This window comes from Phaeobacter gallaeciensis DSM 26640, assembly GCF_000511385.1.
GTDB classification, from domain to species: domain Bacteria; phylum Pseudomonadota; class Alphaproteobacteria; order Rhodobacterales; family Rhodobacteraceae; genus Phaeobacter; species Phaeobacter gallaeciensis.
In genome coordinates this window covers 1,646,657-1,669,027 of the sequence record NC_023137.1, presented here as the reverse complement: position 1 = coordinate 1,669,027, position 22,371 = coordinate 1,646,657, and the positions used below count along the sequence as shown (strand labels likewise).

The window sequence follows — 22,371 nt, the reverse complement described above, 5'->3', positions numbered from 1 at the left end:
GAAGGGTTGTGGCCCACGCGATCCCTAGCCCGTGGCATCGAAAACCACCGACATCGAATGGTCAGTCTTTCAGGATACGATCCAGTTGCGCCCGCTCCTGCGCGCTGAGCCCCTCTGCGCCGGGATCCTCCGCGCTTGGGGTGCGGCTGCGGGTGCGGATATAACCCCCGGCCAGTATCAGCGCCAGCACCAGCATCAGGGGACCAGCCGCATAGAGCAGCCAGTTGGCGCCACTTGCCCGGGGGCTGAGCAGAACATATTCGCCGTAGCGCTCCACGATGAAATCCATCGCCTCATCATTGCTGTCGCCTGCCACCAGGCGTTCGCGCACCAGAAGGCGCAGATCACGGGCCAGATCGGCGTTGCTTTCGTCGATATTCTCGTTGCGACACACCAGACAGCGCAGGTCCTTGGACAGCGCGCGCGCGCGGCCCTCCAGCACCGGATCTTCCAGAATTTCGTCGGGTTCGACCGCCAGCGCCGGGGTGCTAGTCACCACCATTGGGGCCAGCAGCGTCAACGACAGCAACAGCCGGGCAAGAAACGCATGTGTCATTCCGCTGGCACTCCTTCACGCGGGCGACGGCGCGCACCGGCAGCAACGCGGAACCGCCGATCCGTCAGGCTCAGCAGACCGCCAAGCGACATGAGAAGGCAGCCGCCCCAGATCCAATTGGCCAGCGGTTTGATATAGGTCCGTACCGTCCAGCCGCCATTGGCCTGCTGGTCGCCGATCACCACATAGAGATCCCGCAGGAACCGGTAGTCGATTGCGGCTTCGGTGGTGGGCATGCGCGAAACCGGGTAGTCCCGTTTCTCCGGGTTCAGCAGCGCCACGAAACGCCCCGCCCGTGTCACCTCGATATCCGCCATCGTGCTGAGGTAATTAGGGCCCTGCACGCGGCGCACATCCTGCAACTCCAGCGTATAGGCCCCGACGTTGAAGGGCCGGTTTATCTCGGCAATCCGAATATCCTCATCCTGCCAGGCGGTCAGCCCAGCGATGGCAAAGATCGTGACCCCTAGACCTGCATGAGCCAGCGCCTTGCCCCAGTCGGCACGCGGTAGGCGCAGCAGACGCTGCCAACGCCCGGTCGCACTGCCCCGCAGCCAAAGATCCGCAAAAGCGCCGACGACCACCCAGACACCGATAAACAACCCGATCGGCCCCAGCCCGGAGCGCCCCGTCTGCATCGCCCAGGCCAGCACGCCAAGTGCGACGGCCAGCGCAAAGACAAAGCGCAACCGCCAGGCCGTGCGTCCCAGCAGACCGCGTTTCCACGGCAGCATCGCGCCCACCGGAAGGATCGCCCCCAGCACCACCATGAAGGGGGTGAAGGCTGCATTGAAGAACGGCGGCCCGACGCTCAGCTTGCGGTCAAAGGCCATCTCGGCCACCACCGGCCAGAGCGTGCCGAAGAAGACGACAAAGCAGCTCACCGCCAGAAGGATATTATTGGCCACCAGCGCGGTTTCGCGGCTTACCAGACCAAAGACGCCTTTGGCCTGCATCGCCTGTGCGCGCAGCGCAAACAACAACAGCGCGCCACCGGTGAAAAACGCCAGAATATAGAGGATGAACACCCCACGTTCCGGGTCACTGGCAAAGGCATGGACCGAGGTCAACAGCCCGGAGCGCACGATAAATGTGCCGATCAGGGAGAAGCCAAAGGCCAGGATCGCCAGCAGGATGGTCCAGCTTTTCAACGCCTCGCGTTTTTCAACCACAATGGCGGAATGCAGCAGCGCCGCCGCCAGCAACCAGGGCATGAAGGACGCGTTCTCAACCGGATCCCAGAACCAGAACCCGCCCCAGCCCAACTCGTAATAGGCCCACCAGGACCCCAGCGCGATACCGATGGTGAGGAAGATCCACGCCGCCAGCGTCCAGGGCCGCACCCAGCGCCCCCAAGCGGCATCGACACGGCCCTCGATCAGGGCCGCAACGGCAAAGGAAAACGCCATGCTCAGGCCCACATACCCGAGGTAGAGAAACGGCGGATGAAAGGCGAGGCCCGGATCCTGCAACAGGGGATTCAGCCCCTGCCCGTCAAACGGCGGCACCGCAAGACGCAGAAACGGGTTCGAGGTGAACAGGATGAAGGCAAAGAACGCGACACCAATCGCCGCCTGCACCGCGAGCACTCGCGCCTTCAGTGTTGGTGGCAAGCCGTTGCCAAACACCGAGGCCACCGCCCCGAACAGGCTGACAATCAGCACCCACAGCAGCATCGAGCCTTCGTGGTTGCCCCAGGTGCCAGAGATTTTATAGAGCATCGGCTTCGCCGAATGACTGTTGAGCGCAACCAGCCGCAGCGAGAAGTCGGAGGTGATGAACGCCCACATCAGCGCCACAAAGGCAAAGCCGGTAAAGAAGAACTGCGCCTGCGCGGCGGGCTCCGCAACCGACATCCAGCCCGGCCAGCGGAAATGGGCGCCAACCAGCGGCACCACCATCTGGACGATGGCAATCACAAAAGCGAGGATAAGGGCGAAGTGACCGAGTTCTGTAATCATAGCCTATCTATAGGGCGATCCGGCAAGGCCGCCAATCGCAATCGGCGCGTCCTCACGCCGCAGTGTCTCGGCCTATGTGCCTCTGAGAACAGCCCGTAACAACCGTTCACTTGGCCACCTTTGATAGCTCAACCCACTCATCCAAAGCTGGATTTTCTTTTAAATAATTTGAAGTTACAGTACTATCTTCAACCAGTTCATATTCAGGATCTATATCGGGGGCCGCAGGCTCAGACGCCCGCAGCTCATTGATCCGGGACACATTTGCCGCCACGGCGGGGGCCTGTGCCAGGCTGGCGGCAATCTCACGCTGGAAGCCTTGGCTTTTCAACTGCTGACGCGCGCCGAAGTAAAATGAAACAATGACCCCAAGCAGCCACCAGAGCGGTTCCGGCACCAGTGCCAGCCCCTGCATTCGGGCGGCAAACCACAATGGGTCCACCATGGCTGAGCCGAGCAGCGCCAATGTCGACAGTGCCAGCAAGGGACGTGGCATGCGGTTCACGCCATCCATCCAGCGATCAAATCGGCTAACGGGGCCCTGCCCGGCCTGACTGCGGGCGAATTCCGCTGTAAACTGCGCCAGCGCATCCGCCCGGCTGGCGTGATCCCGCACCGCACCGGCTTCTGCATTTTCGCGAAACACCTCCAGCGTTTCGGCAACCACATTGCGCTCCCGCCCGAACAGGCCCCGCAACACATCCGCAATCAGCCCCATGACGACACCCGCGCCTGAAATTCGGCCTCGCTCAGGTGGTATCGCGGCGAGATGAAACTCTCTGCCCGCAGGATCCAGCCGCCTTTGCCGCCTTTGCGGGTGCGCGCGTATTTGCGACTGGCCGGGCGACGATCGGCGATGCGGAAGTAATAGTTGCGCCGGGCCACGCCATAGGCATCACGCAGCGCCACCCGGCCAACCTTGGCCGCAGCGCGGGCAGCCCCGGCAGTTTTGGGACCAATCCGCCCATCCACCGCCAGCTCATATCCCATCTGCACCAGCAGCCGTTGCAGGATCCGCACCGCATTGGCCCCGGCGTTGACATACATGTCAAAAACCGAGGGGTGCAGCATTTCCGGCAGGGCTGCGATGCGCGGTTTGTTGAAATAGTGACGGATATAGAGGTCCACGGCCTGCGCCTGGCTGACAGCGGCCACATCCGCCTTGTCGATACGGCCATCGCGCGTCAGATCCATGCCAAGACGCTGTAGCGCTCCCAATGTCACGCCATGTTTGGTGGCCCCACCCGGATCATCCGGGTCGTCAACATAGCCGCCTTCGCGGGCAACGATTTCCTGAGCGATGGCCTTGATGTCTTGCATGGGTCAGTCCCTTCAATTGGAGTGGGACACCAGCATGACAGTCAAAAATGAGCGCACCTGGACCTAAGCGCGCGCTGAGGGCGCAACACCCTTGAGGTGCGCGCTCGTGCAGAGGGAATTTAGGTTTCCGGCTCTTGGTAAACGCCCTGCTCTTTCAGCGCGTCGACAACCTCTTTCGGCATGTAGGTTTCATCATGTTTGGCAAGAATTTCGGAGGCTTCAAAGGTGCCATTGACGTAGCGACCGGTACCGACCATGCCTTGGTTTTCGGAGAAGAGATCGGGCAGAACGCCCGTATAGGTCACCGGCACAGAGGCGCCGCCGTCTGTCACCACAAAGCGCAGCGTCTCGCCCTGACCGCGTATGATGCTGCCTTCTTCCACCAGACCACCGATGCGAAACACCTCGCTGGCCTCTGGCGGCTCAGCGATCACCTGGCTGGGGGAGCGGAAGAAATTGATCCCGTCACGCATGGCATAGCCAATCAGCGCCGTGGCGACCACAAGTGCCACGGTGGTCAGCGCGATGATCTGGATGCGGCGCTGTTTTTTCAGTGACTTCATCGCGGCCTCTTAAGGTGTGGGTCCGGCGCATGTTGCGCCAGACCTTTGGGTCGTTAGGGGAACAGCGGCGCCATCATCAGCCCGGTTGTCTCCTCCTCACCTAACATCAGGTTGGCATTCTGCAAGGCCTGACCGCTGCTACCTTTTGTCAGGTTATCCAACGCCGTGATGACAATCGTGCGGCCTTCAATCCGGTCCGCCGCTACCCCGATGTGGCAGAAGTTGGAGCCACGGATATGCCGGGTTGAGGGCGCTTCTCCGATGGGCAGCAGCTCAATAAACGGCTCATCCTCATAGGCCTTGGCAAAGGTGTCATGGATCGCCTGCGCGTCCCCTTTGACATAGACCGTCGCCAGAATGCCGCGATTGGCGGGCACCAGATGCGGGGTAAACTGTACCTTGACCCGGCGGCCTGCGATCTTGCTGAACTCCTGATCAAACTCACCCAAGTGCCGATGGGTGCCGCCGACGGCATAGCCGTGGTAGCCCTCGCTCAGCTCGGCGTGCAGCAGGTTTTCCTTGAGCGACCGGCCCGCGCCAGAGACCGCGCATTTCAGATCCAGAATGATCTCATCCAGATCAATCACCCCGGCCGCGATCAGCGGGCGCAGGGCAAACTGCCCCGTCGCAGCGTTACAGCCGGTGCCGGCCACCAGACGCGCGGATTTGATCTCGTCCCGGTAAAACTCGGTCAGGCCGTAGACTGCTTCTTCCTGCTGCGCCAGCGCGGCGTGGGGGTTGCCGTACCATTTTTCATACTGATCCGGGTCGCGCAGCCGGAAGTCCGCCGACAGGTCGACGATCTTCAGATCCTGCGGCAGGGCGGCAATCACCTCCTGGCTGGTCTTATGCGGCAGGGCGCAGAAACACAGGTCGATGCCAGAAAAGTCGATTTCACCGATCTTGCAAAGCCGGGGCAACTCCAGATGGCGCAGATGCGGGAACACCTCGGCCATGGTCATACCGGCTTTGCGCTCCGCGGAGAGGGCCGCGATCTCGATATTGGGATGCTGGGCAATCAGCCGCACCAGTTCGGCGCCCGTGTAACCGGAGGCGCCCAGAATAGCTACTTTATGGGTCATGTCAGACCTCGTCTTTCGATGTGATATGTCGGTTCCGCAACCATCTACGGAGAGAAATAAAGGGGCAGAGCCTTGCGCACTTTGACCTAGAACAAGCTTGAAGCAAGGTTCCGGGGCGTTTGCGCTTAAGCTGCCTGAAAGATCATCTCTCGTCGCAAGAACTGCGTCGCGCGGTCGCTGACACGAGCGGGCATACCGGTGGTGTAATACCCCCCTTGCCCCTGCCCCATCATCTGCGGGTGACGCTTAAGGTAATCCGCCAGACTGTCGGCAACCAGTTTGCCCTGGCTGAACACCTGAACATCCGCGCCAAGTGCGGCCTGAAAGACCTCTTCCATCAGCGGGTAATGGGTGCAGCCAAGGATCGCGGCCTGCGGCTCTGGCATTTTGCGTTTCAGCGCATCAACATGGCTGCGCACCAGCGCCTCGGCAAGGATCATATCGCCATCTTCGATCGCATCGACCACACCGCCACAGGCCTGCGCCTCCACATCGACGCCAATGGCGCGGAACGCCAGCTCACGCTGAAACGCACGGCTGGCAACGGTCGCCGGGGTCGCAAAAAGCGCGACATGTTTGGTTTCCACCTCGCGCGGCGGGGAGTTGTCCCCCCACTGCCGTTCTGTCAGCGCCTCGATCAGAGGCACAAAAACGCCCAGCACACGCTTGCCTTCGGGGACACCGGCTTCCTGCATCCGCCGCAGCGCCGCCGCAGAGGCCGTATTGCAGGCCAGGACCACAAGATTGCAGCCCTTGGACCACATATCCTCAACAGCCGCTTTGGTCAGCTGATAAATATCTTCGGCATCGCGCACACCATAAGGCGCATGAGCGCTATCCGCATAGTAGAGGAAGTCCACATCCGGGAGCCGCTCCTGCACGGCATTCAGCACGGTCAGCCCGCCAAGGCCGGAATCAAAGATACCTACAGCCATCTGTCTCTCTCGCTGTGCGCTCAGGCGCGGTGTTTCTCCTCGAACTCATATCCGTAGTCATAGGATTTGAGTGGCGTTGGTGACAGCTCATACGTGGCTTTGCGCAGGAAATCCATCATTGCTTTTGCGTCACCTGCTAGCGAGTCCAGAACATCGCGCGAGATCGATGTTCCAATAGAGACGCGTACCGGCGTATCGACGCGCTTGCGAAACTCCTTGATTAACAGCCCCATACGCGAGGTCGGGTGTAAATGACTGGCCATCTGGAACAGTCGGGAGGTATGGCCGTCAAAATAGATGGGCACCACAACGGCGCGGGATTTGGCAATCATCCGCGCTGTAAAGCCGCGCCACATCGGGTCCATAGGCGGCACCTTTGGCCGCAGAAAAGGCCGCGCGGCGGTGGATACGGTGCCACCGGGGAAAATCCCGATGGCGCCCCCTTGTCCGAGATACTCCAAAGCCGCCTTGCGGGTCTCAAGATTGGTTTTCAGCGCCGCCTTGGTCTCGGCAAAATCAATCGGCAGGATGACGCGGGACAGATCATCAGCCTTGCGAAACACCTGATGGGCCAGAATACGGAAATCACCGCGCGCCTCAGACAGGATATGCCCCAGCATCAGCCCGTCCAGAATACCGTAAGGATGATTGGCAATCACCACCACAGGCTGATTTTGCGGGATATGAGAGCGCGCGCCGCGCACCACCTCCAATTGCAATCCGTAACGCGCGCGCATGACATTCCAAAAACTCTGCCCCGCTGCAACATCCGCCTCATAGCCTTCGGCGCGTTTGATCAGCTGAAGCCGACCGGTGGCGTTCTCCATCACCCGGATCATCGCGCGCCCCGGCCGTGTTTCAGCCGAATGCGCATAGGAGAGATCGCGCGCGCTGCGCATCGCCTCGCGCCGCGAAATACTCCCGGATGAATGGGTTTTCATGTTGCCGTGCGTGCTGCGGGTGGGAAACATGGGATGGGCCTCGTGATCTCAATCGCGGTCTTACGTCGGGGCAGCCTGCTGCCGATTTCGGCTATAGAGCCGGTATGCCAGTTTGCACAACCGAGGTAACAACCACACGACAGCCCGCCCGCCATCCTGTGTCTTTCTGGTCCTACGCGATGGAGCAAACAAAAACGCCCCGGCAAACCGGAGCGTTCTTTTGGTGTTTTATGGGTCCTGACCCTAGGGGATACAGTCGATTACTCTGCGGCGGTCTTCAACTCGGTGCCACCATGACGCAATGCGGCCAGCAGTTCCTCGCGGCGTTTTGCAGCCTTGGCTTCATTGGCCTGTTTCACCGGACCAAAGCCCCGGATCTCCAACGGCAATTCCGCCAGCGCAATCAGCGGCGCCATGATTTCGGGGCTGGCCTTGGGCAGCCATTCCTTCATGTCGGCCTCATACTGCGCAATCAGCGCCCGCTCCATTTTGCGTTCAGCGGTATAGCCAAACACATCCAGCGGCGTGCCGCGTAGACCTTTGAACTTCGCCAGCAGCCGCAGGCCGCGCTCCAGACCGGGGCCAAATTTGCGCTTCTTCGGCCGCCCGTCGGGATCCTTGCCGGTCAGCATTGGCGGCGCGAGATTATAGGAAATCTTCAGATCGCCCTCAAACTCTGCCTCGGCCTTTTCCCGGCTCGACAGCAACAGCCGCGCGACCTCGTATTCGTCTTTGTAAGACAGGAGCTTATGGTAGCCCTTGGCCACCGCCTCTTGCAGCGACTTATCAGCGATGCCATCCAGCATCTTGCCATAGCGCTTGGCCAGACGCTGCCCCTGATAGTCGGTCAGATGCCCCTTGCGAAAGGCAATTTGTTCCTCAACGGTCTTTGGCAGCTCAACCACATTCGGCTCCGACAGGCGCGCAGCCTCCTGCGGGTACAGCACCGCCCAGCGGCCAATGTCAAAGGCGCGTAGATTGCGCTCCACCGCTGCGCCATTCAGCGTGATCGCCTCCTGAATAGCCTCAAGGCTGATCGGCAGCAGACCGCGTTGCCAGGCCGCCCCGAACACCATCATGTTGGAGAAGATGGAATCCCCCATGCTGGCGCGCGCCAGCTCAGAGGCATCAAACAGGTCCAGCCGATCCCGTAGCCGGGCCTCAAGCGCGACCTGCAAGCGGTCGCTGGGGATCTGAAAATCGGTATCGCGGGTGAAATCCCCGGTGATGATCTCATGGCTGTTCACCACCGCACCGGTCTTGTCGGTTTTCATCAAGCCGATGGTTTTTGCCCCGGCAGAGACTACCAGATCACCTCCGATCAGCGCATCACATTCACCAGTGGCAACACGGATTGCGCTGATATCTTCGGGCTTGTTGGCGATCCGGCAGTGGATATGCACCGCGCCGCCTTTCTGGGCGAGGCCGGCCATCTCCATCATGCCAGCCCCCTTGCCATCAATCTGCGCCGCCTGCGCCAGCACCGCACCGATGGTGACAACGCCAGTGCCGCCAACCCCGGTGATCACAACGTTGTGGGTGCCGGTGATGCTGGGCAGGTCGGGTTTTGGCAGGTCCGGCAGATCCAGAGCGGCGGTTGGCTCCTTACGAATTTTTGCGCCCTCAATGGTCAGGAAAGACGGGCAGAAACCTTTGACGCAGCTGAAATCCTTGTTGCAGGACGATTGGTCAATCGCCCGCTTGCGGCCCAACTCGGTCTCCTTTGGCACGATGGACACACAGTTGGACTGAACGCCACAATCACCGCAGCCTTCGCAAACGTCCGAGTTGATGAACACGCGTTGATCGGGATCGGGGAACTGCCCCTTCTTACGACGGCGGCGTTTCTCAGCGGCGCAGGTCTGGATGTAGATGATGGCAGAGACGCCTTCGACCGTTTCCATTTCCTTTTGCACCGCCATCAGCTCCGCCCGTTCATGCATCCGCATACCGGCCGGGAACAGCTTGGCGTCGACGTCTTCTTTCTCGTCATAGACCACGGCGATGGTCTTCATTCCCATGGCTGTCAGCTCATGCGCGATCTGATGCGCAGTCAGCCCACCTTCGGCCTCCTGCCCGCCCGTCATGGCGACGGCGTCATTATAGAGGATCTTGAAGGTGATGTTGGTCCCTTCAGCCAGCGCCGCACGGATCGCCTGCACACCAGAGTGATTGTAGGTACCATCGCCAAGGTTCTGGAACACGTGCTTTCGGGTGGAGAATGGCGCCTCACCGACCCAATTCACACCCTCGCCCCCCATATGGGTAAAGCCGGTGGTTTCGCGGTCCATCCACTGCACCATGAAGTGACAGCCAATCCCCGCATAGGCGCGACTGCCGTCTGGCAGTTTGGTGGAGGAGTTATGCGGACAGCCCGAGCAGAAATAAGGCAGGCGGGCGGCGATCTCTTCGGCGTTATCTGCACGCTTGGCATCATCCAGCGCGGTAAGACCAGCCCGGATGGCCTCCGTCTCACGCCCCTCTTCGATCAGGATCTGGCCCAGCTTTTCCGCGATCATGATCGGGTCGAGCGCGTATTTGGTCGGGAACAGTTCCTCACGGTGCATGGCCCCTGCCCCGCCTTTGTACCAGCCATAGACACGACGGCCACGACGGTCATCGAAAATGGCTTCCTTGATCTGAATCTCTATCAGCTTGCGCTTTTCTTCAACCACAACAATCAGGTCCAGCCCTTCGGCCCAGGCATTGAACCCCTTCATGTCCAAGGGCCAGGTCTGGCCGACCTTATAGGTGGTAATGCCTAGCCGTTCGGCCATGGTTTCATCGATGTTCAACAGCGACATGGCATGGACCAGATCCAGCCAGTTCTTACCCGCCGCAACAAAACCGATCTTGGCACCGGGTTTGCCCCACATGCGTTTGTCCATCTTGTTGGCGTGGCTGAAGGCCTCCGCCGCAAAGCGCTTGTAGTCAATGATCCGGTTTTCCTGCCGGAACCGGTCGTCATCCAGACGGATGTTCAGCCCATCTGCCGGCATGTCAAACTCCGGCGTGGCCAGCTTCATCCGGTCCGGATCGCCATCAACGACCGAGGTGACCTCGATCGTGTCTTTCATCGTCTTCAGGCCGACCCAGAGCCCCGAGAAACGGCTGAGCGCCAGACCATAGGCGCCATAATCCAGGATTTCCTGCACGCCAGCGGGGCTGACGATGGGCAGGTAGCAATCCATCAGCGACCATTCCGACTGGTGTAACACGGTGGAGCTTTCACCGGTGTGGTCATCGCCCATGGCAACCAGAACACCGCCGTGTTTGGAGGAGCCCGCCATATTGGCGTGCCGGATCGCATCACCGGAACGGTCGACCCCCGGTCCCTTGCCATACCAAAGGCCAAAGACACCGTCGTATTTGCCCTCGCCCCGGACCTCAGCCTGCTGCGCGCCCCAGAGTGCGGTCACGGCGAGATCCTCGTTCAAACCATACTGAAAGGTAACATCGCTGGCGGTCAGATGCTTTTCGGCCCGCTTCATCTGCATATCGACCGCACCAAGGGGTGAGCCGCGATAGCCGGTGACCAGACCGGCCGTATTCAGCCCCGCGGCCTTATCCCGGTGTTTCTGCATCAGCATAAGGCGCACCAGCGCCTGCGTGCCGTTCAGCATCACCTGCGATTTTGTCAGGTCAAATTTGTCGTTCAGAGAAATTTTCTGCGTGCTCATCCTGGGCCTCCCCAACCTCGATTAGCTTGCACTTCTTGACATGATATTAGGTCATAATTGCTGACCTGTATACTGTTTTTTGCCGGAATATGTTTCTGACCCCCCTATCAAATTGAAAGTTTCGATACATTTCATATAGGCTGCAACAGAGGCATCGAAAGTGACGGGTATGGATTGGGATAAGCTCAGAATATTTCACGCAGTGGCGGACGCAGGCAGTCTGACCCACGCAGGCGACAAGCTGAACTTGTCGCAATCGGCGGTCAGCCGACAGATTCGCGCATTGGAGGAAAGCCTGAGTTCAACGCTGTTTCACCGCCACGCGCGGGGGTTGATTCTAACCGAACAGGGGGAGCTGCTGTTTGACGCCACCAAATCCATGTCAAAACGGCTTGAGGCCGCCTCCGCCCGCATTCGCGACAGCGAAGAAGAGGTATTCGGAGAGCTGCGCGTCACCACCACCTTTGGCTTTGGGACGCTCTGGCTCGCACCGCGCCTGACCAAGCTTTATGAGCAATACCCGGATCTGAAAATCGATCTGATGCTTGAGGAACGTGTGCTGGACCTGCCCATGCGCGAGGCCGATGTCGCCATCCGCATGAAGGAACCCAGCCAGGCGGATCTGATCCGCAAGCGGCTGATGACCGTACAGATGAAGCTCTATGCCTCACGCGGATATGTTGAACGCAACGGCGCGCCGGAACAAGCGGAAGATATCGTTGATCACCGGCTGATCTGCCAGAACCCGCGTTCTGCTCAGGTTGGCTCTGCCGCTGTTCTGGTACAGAAACTCATGACGCATAACCCATCCTCCCTGCTGACAGTGAACAATTACTTTGGTGTGCTACAGGGCGTGATTCATGACCTCGGGATTGGGGTGTTGCCGGACTACGTAACCGAGGATTTCCCTGATCTGGTGCCGGTTCTGCAGGAAGAGGATACCAGCGATGTGCCGGTCTATCTCGCCTACCCGGAAGAATTGCGCCACTCCCGGCGGATTTCCGCATTCCGGGATTTCGTCCAGAATGAGATTATTGCACATCGCAAGCATATGAAAGAACTGGGCAAAATATGACATGTGTCGAGCCATGCAAAAAATGCATGGCGGCCTTGCCATTTTCCAAGTCTGATTGCCCTTGATCGGGGCGCAATGCACCCCTAAATCAACTCTCGAAGGCAGCGACACTGTCGCCCTTCATACCTCCCTGTTGGACTTCGGCCGAGCTTAGTGCTCGGCCTTTTTTTTGGCCGATACTCGTTCTATGACCCAAGTCTGGCGATATTCGCATCTGAAGCGTCACAACTATCCGCGTGCCCGTCAACCAGCTGATCCAGTCTCGGTTGGCTCTCGCATGTGATAGTCATCTGACTGCTGAAAATTTCACCCCCACTGCCGGAATTACAGCCCCTTCACGTATAGATGCTGCGCCCATCGGCAGGGAAACCGTCGTCGCCACTATTCTGATGGCACATATTTCTCCTGACCACAGAAGCCTAACTTAATGATCTTTATCAGAGGGTTGAATGATGATAATTCGGTTAACAACCGCATATTAGCCAGCCAATTTCGAAAAAATCAGGAACCTTCGACTGACACATCCCGTTGAGTAGCCAGAACACAAGACAACGATGTATCTGACTTGAAGGAGAGCAAAAATGCTTCGCATGACCTCTATCGCCGCCCTGATCGCAATGACCGGCGCCGCCAGCGCTGAAGTGCTGACCGAAAACGCCACCCCGAATGATGCGGGCGAAACATTCCTTGAGGAAAATATCGAATTTATGGGCGCGCCCGTGGTTGACGTGAACGGCGTGTTCCTCGGCAAGGTTGTCGAGGTCGGTACAGAGCCGGGTCCCGATCGCAAAATTCTGGTGGAATTCCGCGACAGCTTCTCTGACAAGCTGAGCGGCCTGCGCTTCAACCTTGATGGCATGTGGGAAACCGACGGCGTATTGCGCATGGGTCAGACCACGGGTGAGTTGCGGACCATGCTGGAAACCTACGCCAACGAAAACCCCGACAAGCTCACTGATGGCTCCGTCCTGAACTAAGCGGCACTGTCAGACAGTGATCACCCCCGCATCGTGCGGGGCCGGGGATCAGATTTGGGTCAGAGCCGCAGCGGCTCTGGCCCTTTTCCATATCTGACCACCTCCAGTGACGCAGCGCGCCAAATCGCCAGCAGTCGCCTTGCGCTTTTTCCTTCCCCCTTGGCCCTCCTTGCCCTAAAAGGCGCGCAATCGCAGCCATTGGGGACGTTACACGGATGCAAGAACCCGCCATCACGCCTGAACTGATTGCCAACCACGGGCTGAAGCCCGAGGAATACGATCTGATCCTCGAAATCATCGGGCGGGAGCCAACATTCACGGAGCTGGGCATTTTCTCGGCCATGTGGAATGAGCACTGTTCTTACAAATCCTCGAAAAAATGGCTCCGCACCCTGCCAACCGACGGCCCGCAAGTGATCTGTGGCCCCGGAGAAAACGCAGGGATCGTGGATATCGGCGACGGCGATGCCGTTGTTTTCAAAATGGAAAGCCACAACCACCCCTCCTATATCGAACCCTATCAGGGTGCGGCGACCGGGGTGGGTGGCATTCTGCGCGACGTCTTCACCATGGGCGCACGGCCCATCGCCTCAATGAACGCGCTGTCCTTCGGCGAGCCGTCCCATCACAAGACCCGCCAGCTGGTCAATGGCGTGGTTGAGGGCATCGGCGGCTATGGCAACTGCTTCGGCGTGCCGTGCGTCGGCGGCGAGGTCCGCTTCCACCCCGCATACAATGGCAACTGTCTCGTAAACGCCTTTGCGGCCGGCCTCGCCAAAACTGACAGTATTTTCTACTCCGCCGCCTCCGGCGTCGGCATGCCGGTTGTCTACCTCGGTGCCAAAACCGGCCGTGACGGCGTTGGCGGTGCCACCATGGCCTCCGCTGAATTCGACGACACCATCGAAGAAAAACGCCCCACCGTTCAGGTCGGCGACCCCTTCACCGAAAAACGCCTGATGGAAGCCACGCTGGAGCTGATGCAGACTGGTGCTGTGATCTCCATTCAGGACATGGGCGCCGCAGGCCTCACCTGCTCTGCCGTCGAGATGGGCGACAAGGGCAAGCTGGGCGTCAAGCTGAACCTCGAAGACGTACCGCAGCGCGAAGAGAACATGACAGCCTATGAAATGATGCTGTCGGAATCTCAGGAACGCATGCTGATGGTGCTGAAGCCAGATCTGGAAGCCGAGGCACGTGCGGTATTCGAGAAATGGGACCTGGATTTCGCCATCGTGGGCGAGACCATCGCCGAAGACCGCTTCCTGATCCTGCACAATGGTGAAGTGAAGGCTGATCTGGTTCTGTCGAAACTGGCCTCCACCGCGCCGGAATACGACCGTCCCTGGGTAGAGACGCCTGCGCCTGAGGCCCTCACCGACGCGGATGTGCCCAGCATTGATCCAATTGACGGTCTGAAGGCGCTGATCTCCAGCCCCAACTATGCCGGTAAACAATGGGTCTATGAGCAATATGACACCACGGTCATGGGCGACACCGCGCGCCGCCCCGGCGCAGGCTCCGGTATTGTGCGCGTGCATGGCACCGACAAACAGCTGGCCTTCACCTCTGATGTGACTCCGCGCTACGTGATGGCAAACCCGTTCGAGGGCGGCAAACAGGCGGTGGCCGAGGCTTATCGCAACCTGACAGCTGTTGGCGCCAAGCCCTTGGCAACAACTGACAACCTGAACTTCGGCAACCCTGAGAAGCCCGAAATCATGGGTCAGTTTGTTGGCGCCATCAAAGGCATCGGCGAGGCGGTTGCAGCCCTTGATATGCCGATCGTGTCCGGCAATGTGTCACTCTACAATGAAACCGACGGTCAGGGCATCCTGCCCACGCCCACCATTGGCGCGGTTGGCCTGATCGCTGCGGGCGAGGAAGCCATCACAGGCGAAGTCCGTGACGGTCACATCGCCCTCCTGATCGGTGACACCATCGGCCATCTTGGCCAATCGGCACTGCTGGCCGAAGTGTTCAACCGCGAGGACGGCGACGCACCGGCGGTGGACCTGGACGCCGAAAAGCGCAACGGTGAATTCATCCGCGCCAACCGTGAGCTGATCAAAGCCTGCACAGACCTCGGTGACGGCGGTCTGGCCATGGCAGCCTTTGAACTGGCCGAAGGCGCCGGCGTTGGCGTGCAGATCGACGCGGGCGACACCCCGACCGTGTTTGGTGAGGATCAGGCGCGCTATCTGGTGGCCTGCAACTTCGATCAGGCCGAGGCACTGATGATGGCCGCAGGTCAGGCCGGTGTCACGGTCACCAGCGTCGGCAAATTCGGCGGCGACATGGTGAAGATCGGCGGCTCAGAGGCGCCTCTGACCGAACTGGCAGACGTCTTCCGCTCGAGCTTTGCCGCTGCTGTGGCCTAAGGGCAGCCAGCGTTGGGGCATAGTCCTCAGCACTCGAATACCGGGTGGGATGGCGGCGTCATCCCACCCCTTTTTTTGACCTCTCTCAGGTGACCCAATGCCCCTGCCCGGCCAGTCAGCACAGATCGACTTCCCCGAACTGACAGCCGATTGCAGCCGCTGCGCTGCGCTTTGTTGTGTGGCCTACCCGTTTGAGGAAGACGAGGATTTTGCGATCCTGAAGGAGACGGACCACCCCTGCCCCAACCTCTCGCCCTCCTGTTTCAACTGCACCATTCATGCCGATCTGGACACCCGTGGATTTGGCGGCTGTATCGCCTATTCCTGCGCTGGCGCCGGGCAGCGGGTGACCGAGGTGCTGTTTCAGGGCGAGACATGGCGCGACGATCCTGACCTCCTACCACATATGACCCATGCCCTGCGTGTCCTGCGCCCCATCCATGAGGCGCTGCTGATCTTGCAGGCGGCCGCCGCCCTGACACTTCCCGACGCACTGCGGGCGGAGCTGACCCGCCTGAGTGAGACCCTTGCCGTGCGCGACGGCACCTCGATCTGGGATTTCGAGGAACCGGAGGTGCAGGCCGCCCTGGCGCAGGTTCCTGAGTTCGTGCCGCGCCTTGCACCCTATGTGGTGCCGCGCGGCTAATCCGCCTTGCAGAGGTCCCTGCAGCACCCTACATTTTCCATAAGCTAGAAATAAGGACATCCCCCCAATGCCGATGCAAGCCCAAGAAATCGAAGACCTGCTGCGCGAGAGTTTTCCAGATGCGGAAATTCAGGTTGGCGGCCATGACGGTGTGCATATGTCCGCGATGGTCATCGACGAGAGCTTTCGCGGCAAGAACCGTGTCCAGCAGCAGCGCGCGGTCTATGCCGCGCTGAAGGGCAAGATGGATGGCGCCAACGGAGAGTTGCACGCCCTCGCCCTGACCACCAAGGCGCCCGAGTAGCCCGCCATGTCGCTGTTCATGTCCCTTCTGATCCTCGGCATTGTTGTCATGACCGCGCTTGTCGCGCTGATTGGCCAGCGCCGTGCGCCGATTGAAGAGGATGAGACCGATCCAGATTACCACACCTTACGCTCGGACTATCAGTCAGGCATGGGCGGTGGTTCAATGCGGACCTGGAAGGTGCCCAAGGACCCGGACGCATACGCCCGCTTCTTTGTGCCCAAGGGCAAAAAGTAACAGCGCCACCCGAATTCCCCAGTGCCGATTGGCAATCCCTCTCTTTGTGCCTATATGACGGCCAACGGACCATCGGCCCATCCGCCAAAAGGAAACGCAATATGACCGACGTAAAAACCCGCATCGACGAAACCGTCAAAGCCAGCGATGTCGTGCTCTTCATGAAGGGCACCAAGGATATGCCGCAATGTGGCTTCTCCTCCCGCGTGGCCGGCGTTTTGAATTACATTGGCGTCGACTACACCGATGTGAATGTGCTGGCTGATGAGGAACTCCGCGCGGGCATCAAGGATTATTCCGACTGGCCGACGATCCCCCAGCTCTATGTCAAAGGCGAGTTTGTGGGCGGTTGCGACATCATCACCGAGATGACCCTTTCTGGTGAGCTGGACGGCATGTTTGCTGAAAACGGCGTTGCCTTCGACAAGGACGCCGCTGACAAAATCCGCGAAGCCAACGGCTGATTTTGCAGCAGCCGATCCGAAGTGATTGGCTCAGCACCACAATGAAAAAGCCTGCCACGGTCTGCGTGGCAGGCTTTTTTGCGCTCTGGCGGGGCTTTGCGATCGAGCCACCTCAATAGACAAATGGCAGGAATTTCGCCGTCCGCGCAGCATAGGCGCGAAACTCCGCCCCGTAGCGATCCGCCAGATACCGGTCCAACGCCGGAATATGGTAGAAAATGAACATGCCGGTCATCAGCATTGGAACCACTGCCGCCCAAAGCGAGGCTGTCAGGATGGCCCATCCGGTGAACAGAATGCTGTCGCCAAGGTAATTCACATGCATCGCATAGGCAAACAGCCCACCGGTGTAGCAATGCCCCTTGCTCTCTGGACGCTTTTTCCACTGCCAGCGCTGCAGCTCGGCCCCGGTATTGATTGCGGATCCGATCAGCAATAGCACGCCACCCAGAATGTCCCATGGACCAAACGGCGCCGCCTCGCCGGAGATCATCCCCGCGCCCAACAGCAGAAACCCAATCTCGAAAACCGCCATAAACGCCGCCAGCCCTAGTCCCTCAGACAGATCGACCTTCCGCTGAAGCAGAACAAACAGCGTCACCAGATGGCGCAGAAAATACAGCACAGCTGCCCCGGCCAGCAGTTTCGCACGCATGGGATCCGGCCAGCCCGCCCCGCCAAATGCCAGCCAGAGACAGACCGACACCGATCCGGCATGCAAGGCTGCAAAACACAGTTTGCTGCGCAACGACCGCCCATGGGAGCGGTCAACACCGCCATAGCTGCTGCTCATTCGAATGTCCCTTCGTGATTTCCGCCGCGTCCATACTTCGGATCTGGCGGGTATTTCGTCCAATTGGTCTACAAAAACTATTGGACAGTTCGTCTGGGCTCTGTCAATTCTATTTCGACCATATGGACGAAATAATGCCGAAGATTGTTGACCACGACGCCCACAGCCAGGACCTCGCCCGCCGTGCGGCAGAGTATTTTTCGCACCATGGCTATGCCGGTAGCAGTATGCGCAAGATTGCCGCGCATCTCGGCCTGTCGAAAAGCGCGCTCTATCACTATTTCCCGACCAAGGAGGCGTTGTTTCTGGCCTGCACGCATCAGGTGATGGGGTCCCTGACCGCGCTGATTCCAGCGCCGGATGCAACCCAGGCACAGAAACTGGCGCAGCTAAAGGACATGCTAAAACCGGGCTTTGCCCGGGAGATGGCGCTGATTTTCGATTATTTGCGCGGTAAATCCGCCGAGGAGATCGCCGCGGATGAGGCGATGCAGCTTGCACTGTCGACATATCGTCGGGCTGTTGCGGACATTGTCGGAGAGGACGTGGCAGAGACCGCCCTTGCCCAGCTGCTCGGCACGCTACTGCTAGACTTCATGTCTGGACGATAAGGCCGTCCATATAAAAAATCACCGCAAACCCAGAAGCCTGCGGTGATTATATCATGTAATAACTCTCTGGCTGGACCCGTTAGCTTGCTGCGGTTTGCTCTTCCAGCTCCTGCGCCAGCGCTTCGGTCCGCGCGGCCAGCTCTGCCAATGTCTCGGTCACCAATGGTGGCACAACGGGCACCTCAATCCGTTCCGGCTCCGGTGCTGGCGCTGCGCGCAGCTCCGCCAATTCGGCATTGCGTTCCGCCAGCTCTGCCTCGACCTCCTTGATGCGGTCCTCAACAGCCGCCGTTTTATCCGCCAGCATCAGCCCCGCCATCAACAGCATCCGTGCCTCAGGCATCCGCCCAATCTGGTCGGACAGCACCTGCGCCTCATCATCCAGCATTTTGGCGGCGGAATGCAGATAGCTCTCTTCTCCCTCCTGGCAGGAGACTTCAAAACCGCGACCCCCGATATGAATAGTGACTTCGGGCATCAGATTTCCTCCCCTTCGGGCATGGGCTGGGCAGTAAGCGGCGGCGGCGTAGCGGACATGACTGCGGTGTCTGCAACTGGCGCCTCAGTCGGGTCGGCGACGGTCGCCTCTGCCCCGAGCAGCGGCTCCAGCCTGGCCAATACAGCATTGACCTCAGCCTGATCAATGGCCCGTGCGGCGGTCAAAGCATCGATATCTGCCTGAAGCGCCGCGTTAATCAACGACGCGTCGCCAACGCCCGCTGCATTCGCCTCCCGCAGGGCCGCATTGGACGCGCGCAGCTGATCATTGCTCTGCCGCAGCTCTTGCAGCGTCGCATCCAGACGTAACAGCGTTTCATTCTGCTGCACGATGTCTTCAGCACTCGGGCCTGCGGGGCGTTCCGCAAGCGCGGCTGTGGCACGCGCGGCGTCAGACTGTGCGGCCTCAAGTTGGTGCCGCAACGCCTCTGTCTCGGCCTCCAGTGCAGCGGTGTCGACCGCCGCCCCCAGATCATCCGGTTGTTCGGCCAGTTCTTCCTGCACTCGCGCCAGCGAGGCCTGCGCCTCGTCCAGCTCGTCCTGCAGGGCTTCGCGTGCAGTGGCCGCCTCGTTGCCCTGAACTTCCATTTCCTGTTTCAGCCGCGCCACTTCTGCCTTCAGCGCGTCTTTCTCGCTGGTATTACTCAGCTCATTGCGCAGCAACTCCACCTCGGATTGCAGCGCAGCCAGTTCGCCGATATCGGCGCCGGGAGCCGGGGGCGCTTGTGCCTCGGCCTCTTCCAGCTTGGCACGCAGCACTTTCAGCCGCTCTTCCAGCTGGGCATTGGCGAGTTTTTCCTCTTCCAGCGCGCGGCTGAGGTCATTCTGTGCAGCATCCGTCTTGGACTGCGCCTCCGCCTGGGCCTGCGCATGCGCTTCCGCCGAGGCCCGCGCATTGGTCTGCAACGCCGCAGCACCGCTTCCAATCCGATCCATTGCCGCCAGGATCCGACCCTGCAATTCTTCGATCTGCTCCATGCCTGCCCCTTTACGACCCCGTGAGTGTCTGCCGGTCTTGTCCGCCGGTCCCATGTGCCGCGCTCTTGTCCCCCCCTCGGCGGCCTGCTTTGCATCCAGGGCGCGAATCAAGGCGGATCTGACGCTACACATCCAGCTTAGTTCATGCAGGGATAAATTACCCCCTGTTTGCTTTCAACCACTTGCAGCGTCAACTTCGCGCAGGAAGCCGCGCAAACGCTTGATCTTTGCCATATCACTGCTATTGAGCGCTCAGTCTGCCGAAAACCCAGAGGAAAAATCCAGTGGATCTGACAGCCCTGCGCAACGCAAACCCCGAACATTGGACCAAGGCCGCGGCCATCCGTGCCCTGACCCTTGATGCCGTTGCTGCGGCAAATTCGGGCCATTCCGGCATGCCGATTGGCATGGCCGATGTCGCCACCGTCCTGTTTGAAAAACACATGAAATTCGATGTGGCCAATCCCCAGTGGCCCGACCGCGACCGGTTTATCCTGTCCGCCGGTCACGGCTCCATGCTGATCTATTCGCTGCTCTATCTCATGGGTGACGCGCAGGTGACGCTGGATCAGGTGAAGAACTTCCGCCAGATGGGCGCGCTGACTGCCGGTCATCCGGAAAACTTCCTGATTGATGCGGTGGAAACCACCACTGGCCCGCTGGGTCAGGGCATCGCCAATGCTGTCGGCTTTGCCATGGCAGAGGAAATGCAGCGCGCGCAGTATGGCCGCAAGCTGGTCGATCACCACACCTATGTGATCGCAGGCGACGGCTGCCTGATGGAAGGCATCAGCCAGGAGGCCATTGGTCTTGCCGGCCGTCATTCCCTGGGCAAGCTGATCGTGCTCTGGGACAACAACAACATCACCATCGATGGCACCGTTGAACTCAGCGATCGCACCAATCAGGTGCAGCGTTTCAAGGCCTCCGGCTGGCAGGTCATCGAAATCGACGGGCACGACCCCAAGGCCATCGACGAGGCGCTCACCGCCGCGAAGAAATCGAAGAAACCCTCGATGATCGCCTGCAAAACCCACATCGCCTTGGGTCACGCCGCACAGGACACCTCCAAGGGTCACGGCGCGCTGACAGATGCGGACCAGATGCGGGACGCCAAGGCGGCATATGGCTGGACCACAGGCCCGTTTGATGTGCCCGCAGACGTCAAATCCCAATGGGAAGCCATTGGCCAGCGCGGCGCATCCGAACGCGAAGCTTGGGAAGCCCGCTTTGCCGAAGCCTCCCAGCAGAAACAGGACCGCTTTAACCGCGCCTATAACCTTGATGCACCGAAGAAACTCTCCGCCACAGTCAAGGCGCTGAAAAAGCAGATCTCCGAGACCCAGCCAAAGGTGGCCACCCGGAAATCCTCCGAGATGGCGCTGGAAGTGATCAACCCGATCATGCCGGAAACCGTGGGTGGCTCGGCCGACCTCACCGGGTCCAACAACACCAAGACCGGCGATCTGGGCATCTTTGACACGGACAACCGCAAGGGCCGTTATGTCTACTGGGGCATCCGTGAGCACGGCATGGCCTCCGCAATGAACGGCATGGCGCTGCACGGCGGCATGCGCCCCTATGGCGGCACCTTCTTCTGCTTCACCGACTACGCCCGCCCCGCGATGCGTCTGGCGGCGCTGATGAAGATCCCGACCGTCTTTGTCATGACCCATGACTCGATCGGCGTCGGCGAAGACGGCCCGACCCACCAGCCGGTGGAACATCTGGCGATCTGTCGCGCGACTCCGAACACCTATGTGTTCCGTCCCGCCGACACCGTGGAGACCGCAGAGGCCTGGGAAATCGCCCTGACCGCGAAGGACACCCCCTCGGTGATGACCCTGACCCGTCAGAACCTGCCCACCGTGCGGACCGAGCATAAGCTCAGCAACCTCACAGCCAAGGGTGGCTATGTTCTGGCCGAAGCCGAGGGCAAGCGTCAGGTCATCCTGATCGCCACCGGTTCCGAGGTCTCCGTCGCACTGGACGCCAAGGCGAAACTGGAAGCGGAGGGCATCGGCACCCGCGTCGTCTCCATGCCCTGCATGGAACTGTTCGCAGAGCAGGACGAAGCCTACCGCCGCAAGGTCCTGCCCGCAGGCCCCGTCCGCGTCGGGATCGAGGCCGCCATGCGCGCCGGCGGCTGGGATCGCCTGCTGATGGGCGAACGCGGCCAGGAGAAGAAAGCCGGTTTCGTCGGCATGGACCGCTTCGGCGCCTCCGCCCCCGCTGGCGAGCTGTTCGAGAAGTTCGGCATCACGGCAGAGAACACCGTCGCGAAGGTGAAAGAGCTGCTGGGTTAACAAACGCTACAACGCAAAAAGAGGAAGGGCACCCAACCGGGTGCCCTTATTGTTGTGGAATGG

The 22,371-nt window shown here is 60.1% G+C and carries 21 protein-coding genes; 9 read left to right on the top strand and 12 right to left on the bottom strand.

Annotated features, from left to right (window positions below; genetic code table 11):
- Positions 1-61: 61 nt before the first annotated feature.
- From GAL_RS08010 to GAL_RS07970, 9 genes are all read right to left on the bottom strand, one after another.
- A complete protein-coding gene (locus GAL_RS08010) occupies positions 62-556 on the bottom strand; it encodes a cytochrome c-type biogenesis protein (protein WP_024097081.1) in 495 nt (164 codons plus the stop codon).
- On the bottom strand, positions 553-2,517 hold the full coding sequence (locus tag GAL_RS08005) for a heme lyase CcmF/NrfE family subunit (RefSeq protein WP_024097080.1): 1,965 nt from the start codon (positions 2,515-2,517) through the stop codon (positions 553-555). Before GAL_RS08005 ends, GAL_RS08010 begins: the two co-directional genes overlap by 4 nt.
- Positions 2,518-2,623: 106 nt before the next feature.
- Positions 2,624-3,235, bottom strand: coding sequence for a holin family protein (locus GAL_RS08000; protein ID WP_024097079.1), 612 nt, complete (start codon positions 3,233-3,235; stop codon positions 2,624-2,626).
- Entirely contained in the window at positions 3,226-3,837 is a 612-nt protein-coding gene (locus tag GAL_RS07995) for a holin-associated N-acetylmuramidase (RefSeq protein ID WP_024097078.1), read from the bottom strand. The genes GAL_RS08000 and GAL_RS07995 overlap by 10 nt, the downstream gene beginning before the upstream one ends.
- Positions 3,838-3,956: 119 nt before the next feature.
- Positions 3,957-4,400, bottom strand: coding sequence for a cytochrome c maturation protein CcmE (gene ccmE, locus GAL_RS07990; RefSeq protein ID WP_024097077.1), 444 nt, complete (start codon positions 4,398-4,400; stop codon positions 3,957-3,959).
- A 53-nt stretch (positions 4,401-4,453) separates the two neighbouring features.
- Entirely contained in the window at positions 4,454-5,482 is a 1,029-nt protein-coding gene (argC, locus tag GAL_RS07985) for an N-acetyl-gamma-glutamyl-phosphate reductase (protein WP_024097076.1), read from the bottom strand.
- 125 nt (positions 5,483-5,607) lie between these two features.
- On the bottom strand, positions 5,608-6,417 hold the full coding sequence (locus GAL_RS07980) for a glutamate racemase (protein WP_024097075.1): 810 nt from the start codon (positions 6,415-6,417) through the stop codon (positions 5,608-5,610).
- A 20-nt stretch (positions 6,418-6,437) separates the two neighbouring features.
- Entirely contained in the window at positions 6,438-7,358 is a 921-nt protein-coding gene (locus GAL_RS07975; protein ID WP_043939828.1) for a lysophospholipid acyltransferase family protein, read from the bottom strand.
- Between the two features lie 260 nt (positions 7,359-7,618).
- Entirely contained in the window at positions 7,619-11,038 is a 3,420-nt protein-coding gene (locus GAL_RS07970) for an indolepyruvate ferredoxin oxidoreductase family protein (protein ID WP_024097073.1), read from the bottom strand.
- A gap of 169 nt (positions 11,039-11,207) precedes the next feature.
- Here GAL_RS07970 and GAL_RS07965 point away from each other — a divergent pair, with 169 nt between their 5' ends.
- The 7 genes from GAL_RS07965 (at position 11,208) to grxD (ending at position 17,122) form a co-directional block, all read left to right on the top strand.
- Positions 11,208-12,113, top strand: coding sequence for a LysR family transcriptional regulator (locus tag GAL_RS07965; RefSeq protein ID WP_040103991.1), 906 nt, complete (start codon positions 11,208-11,210; stop codon positions 12,111-12,113).
- 581 nt (positions 12,114-12,694) lie between these two features.
- Positions 12,695-13,090, top strand: a complete 396-nt coding sequence (locus tag GAL_RS07960; RefSeq protein WP_024097071.1) for a CBS domain-containing protein — start codon at positions 12,695-12,697, stop codon at positions 13,088-13,090.
- A 215-nt stretch (positions 13,091-13,305) separates the two neighbouring features.
- The gene (gene purL, locus GAL_RS07955) at positions 13,306-15,471 is read left to right on the top strand and encodes a phosphoribosylformylglycinamidine synthase subunit PurL (RefSeq protein ID WP_024097070.1); all 2,166 of its coding nucleotides are present in this window, start codon (positions 13,306-13,308) and stop codon (positions 15,469-15,471) included.
- Positions 15,472-15,568: 97 nt separating this feature from the next.
- A complete protein-coding gene (locus tag GAL_RS07950; RefSeq protein WP_024097069.1) occupies positions 15,569-16,117 on the top strand; it encodes a hypothetical protein in 549 nt (182 codons plus the stop codon).
- A gap of 67 nt (positions 16,118-16,184) precedes the next feature.
- Positions 16,185-16,421: a BolA/IbaG family iron-sulfur metabolism protein gene (locus GAL_RS07945; RefSeq protein WP_014874813.1), complete on the top strand. Its 237-nt coding sequence runs from the start codon at positions 16,185-16,187 to the stop codon at positions 16,419-16,421.
- 6 nt (positions 16,422-16,427) lie between these two features.
- Positions 16,428-16,658 carry a hypothetical protein gene (locus GAL_RS07940; protein WP_024097068.1) on the top strand — a complete coding sequence of 77 codons (231 nt, stop codon included), beginning with the start codon at positions 16,428-16,430 and terminating at the stop codon, positions 16,656-16,658.
- A 101-nt stretch (positions 16,659-16,759) separates the two neighbouring features.
- Complete coding sequence (gene grxD, locus GAL_RS07935; RefSeq protein WP_024097067.1) at positions 16,760-17,122, top strand: Grx4 family monothiol glutaredoxin; 363 nt, start codon at positions 16,760-16,762, stop codon at positions 17,120-17,122.
- Positions 17,123-17,234: 112 nt separating this feature from the next.
- Here the strand turns inward: grxD and GAL_RS07930 are convergent, their stop codons facing one another.
- Positions 17,235-17,915, bottom strand: a complete 681-nt coding sequence (locus GAL_RS07930) for a DUF1295 domain-containing protein (RefSeq protein ID WP_024097066.1) — start codon at positions 17,913-17,915, stop codon at positions 17,235-17,237.
- A 134-nt stretch (positions 17,916-18,049) separates the two neighbouring features.
- On the opposite strand from GAL_RS07930, the gene GAL_RS07925 reads away from it, so the two are divergent.
- Positions 18,050-18,526: a TetR/AcrR family transcriptional regulator gene (locus tag GAL_RS07925; RefSeq protein ID WP_024097065.1), complete on the top strand. Its 477-nt coding sequence runs from the start codon at positions 18,050-18,052 to the stop codon at positions 18,524-18,526.
- Positions 18,527-18,605: 79 nt separating this feature from the next.
- On the opposite strand, the gene GAL_RS07920 is transcribed toward GAL_RS07925, so the two are convergent.
- The gene (locus GAL_RS07920; protein ID WP_024097064.1) at positions 18,606-19,004 is read right to left on the bottom strand and encodes a cell division protein ZapA; all 399 of its coding nucleotides are present in this window, start codon (positions 19,002-19,004) and stop codon (positions 18,606-18,608) included.
- Positions 19,004-20,002: a coiled-coil domain-containing protein gene (locus GAL_RS07915; RefSeq protein WP_040103990.1), complete on the bottom strand. Its 999-nt coding sequence runs from the start codon at positions 20,000-20,002 to the stop codon at positions 19,004-19,006. Before GAL_RS07915 ends, GAL_RS07920 begins: the two co-directional genes overlap by 1 nt.
- 284 nt (positions 20,003-20,286) lie before the next feature.
- On the opposite strand from GAL_RS07915, the gene tkt reads away from it, so the two are divergent.
- A complete protein-coding gene (tkt, locus tag GAL_RS07910; protein ID WP_024097062.1) occupies positions 20,287-22,308 on the top strand; it encodes a transketolase in 2,022 nt (673 codons plus the stop codon).
- Positions 22,309-22,371: the final 63 nt, after the last annotated feature.

Bases quoted from the DNA above. Each gene is read 5' to 3' on its own strand.
- GAL_RS07960 (WP_024097071.1), top strand. From the start codon at position 12,695: ATGCTTCGCATGACCTCTATCGCCGCCCTGATCGCAATGACCGGCGCC.
- purL (WP_024097070.1), top strand. From the start codon at position 13,306: ATGCAAGAACCCGCCATCACGCCTGAACTGATTGCCAACCACGGGCTG.
- GAL_RS07915 (WP_040103990.1), bottom strand. From the start codon at position 20,002: ATGGAGCAGATCGAAGAATTGCAGGGTCGGATCCTGGCGGCAATGGAT.
- GAL_RS07950 (WP_024097069.1), top strand. From the start codon at position 15,569: ATGCCCCTGCCCGGCCAGTCAGCACAGATCGACTTCCCCGAACTGACA.
- GAL_RS08000 (WP_024097079.1), bottom strand. From the start codon at position 3,235: ATGGGGCTGATTGCGGATGTGTTGCGGGGCCTGTTCGGGCGGGAGCGC.
- GAL_RS08005 (WP_024097080.1), bottom strand. From the start codon at position 2,517: ATGATTACAGAACTCGGTCACTTCGCCCTTATCCTCGCTTTTGTGATT.
- GAL_RS07965 (WP_040103991.1), top strand. From the start codon at position 11,208: ATGGATTGGGATAAGCTCAGAATATTTCACGCAGTGGCGGACGCAGGC.
- grxD (WP_024097067.1), top strand. From the start codon at position 16,760: ATGACCGACGTAAAAACCCGCATCGACGAAACCGTCAAAGCCAGCGAT.
- GAL_RS07920 (WP_024097064.1), bottom strand. From the start codon at position 19,004: ATGCCCGAAGTCACTATTCATATCGGGGGTCGCGGTTTTGAAGTCTCC.
- ccmE (WP_024097077.1), bottom strand. From the start codon at position 4,400: ATGAAGTCACTGAAAAAACAGCGCCGCATCCAGATCATCGCGCTGACC.
- GAL_RS07970 (WP_024097073.1), bottom strand. From the start codon at position 11,038: ATGAGCACGCAGAAAATTTCTCTGAACGACAAATTTGACCTGACAAAA.
- GAL_RS07945 (WP_014874813.1), top strand. From the start codon at position 16,185: ATGCCGATGCAAGCCCAAGAAATCGAAGACCTGCTGCGCGAGAGTTTT.
- argC (WP_024097076.1), bottom strand. From the start codon at position 5,482: ATGACCCATAAAGTAGCTATTCTGGGCGCCTCCGGTTACACGGGCGCC.
- GAL_RS07995 (WP_024097078.1), bottom strand. From the start codon at position 3,837: ATGCAAGACATCAAGGCCATCGCTCAGGAAATCGTTGCCCGCGAAGGC.
- GAL_RS07925 (WP_024097065.1), top strand. From the start codon at position 18,050: ATGCCGAAGATTGTTGACCACGACGCCCACAGCCAGGACCTCGCCCGC.
- GAL_RS07940 (WP_024097068.1), top strand. From the start codon at position 16,428: ATGTCGCTGTTCATGTCCCTTCTGATCCTCGGCATTGTTGTCATGACC.
- GAL_RS08010 (WP_024097081.1), bottom strand. From the start codon at position 556: ATGACACATGCGTTTCTTGCCCGGCTGTTGCTGTCGTTGACGCTGCTG.
- GAL_RS07930 (WP_024097066.1), bottom strand. From the start codon at position 17,915: ATGAGCAGCAGCTATGGCGGTGTTGACCGCTCCCATGGGCGGTCGTTG.
- GAL_RS07980 (WP_024097075.1), bottom strand. From the start codon at position 6,417: ATGGCTGTAGGTATCTTTGATTCCGGCCTTGGCGGGCTGACCGTGCTG.
- GAL_RS07975 (WP_043939828.1), bottom strand. From the start codon at position 7,358: ATGAAAACCCATTCATCCGGGAGTATTTCGCGGCGCGAGGCGATGCGC.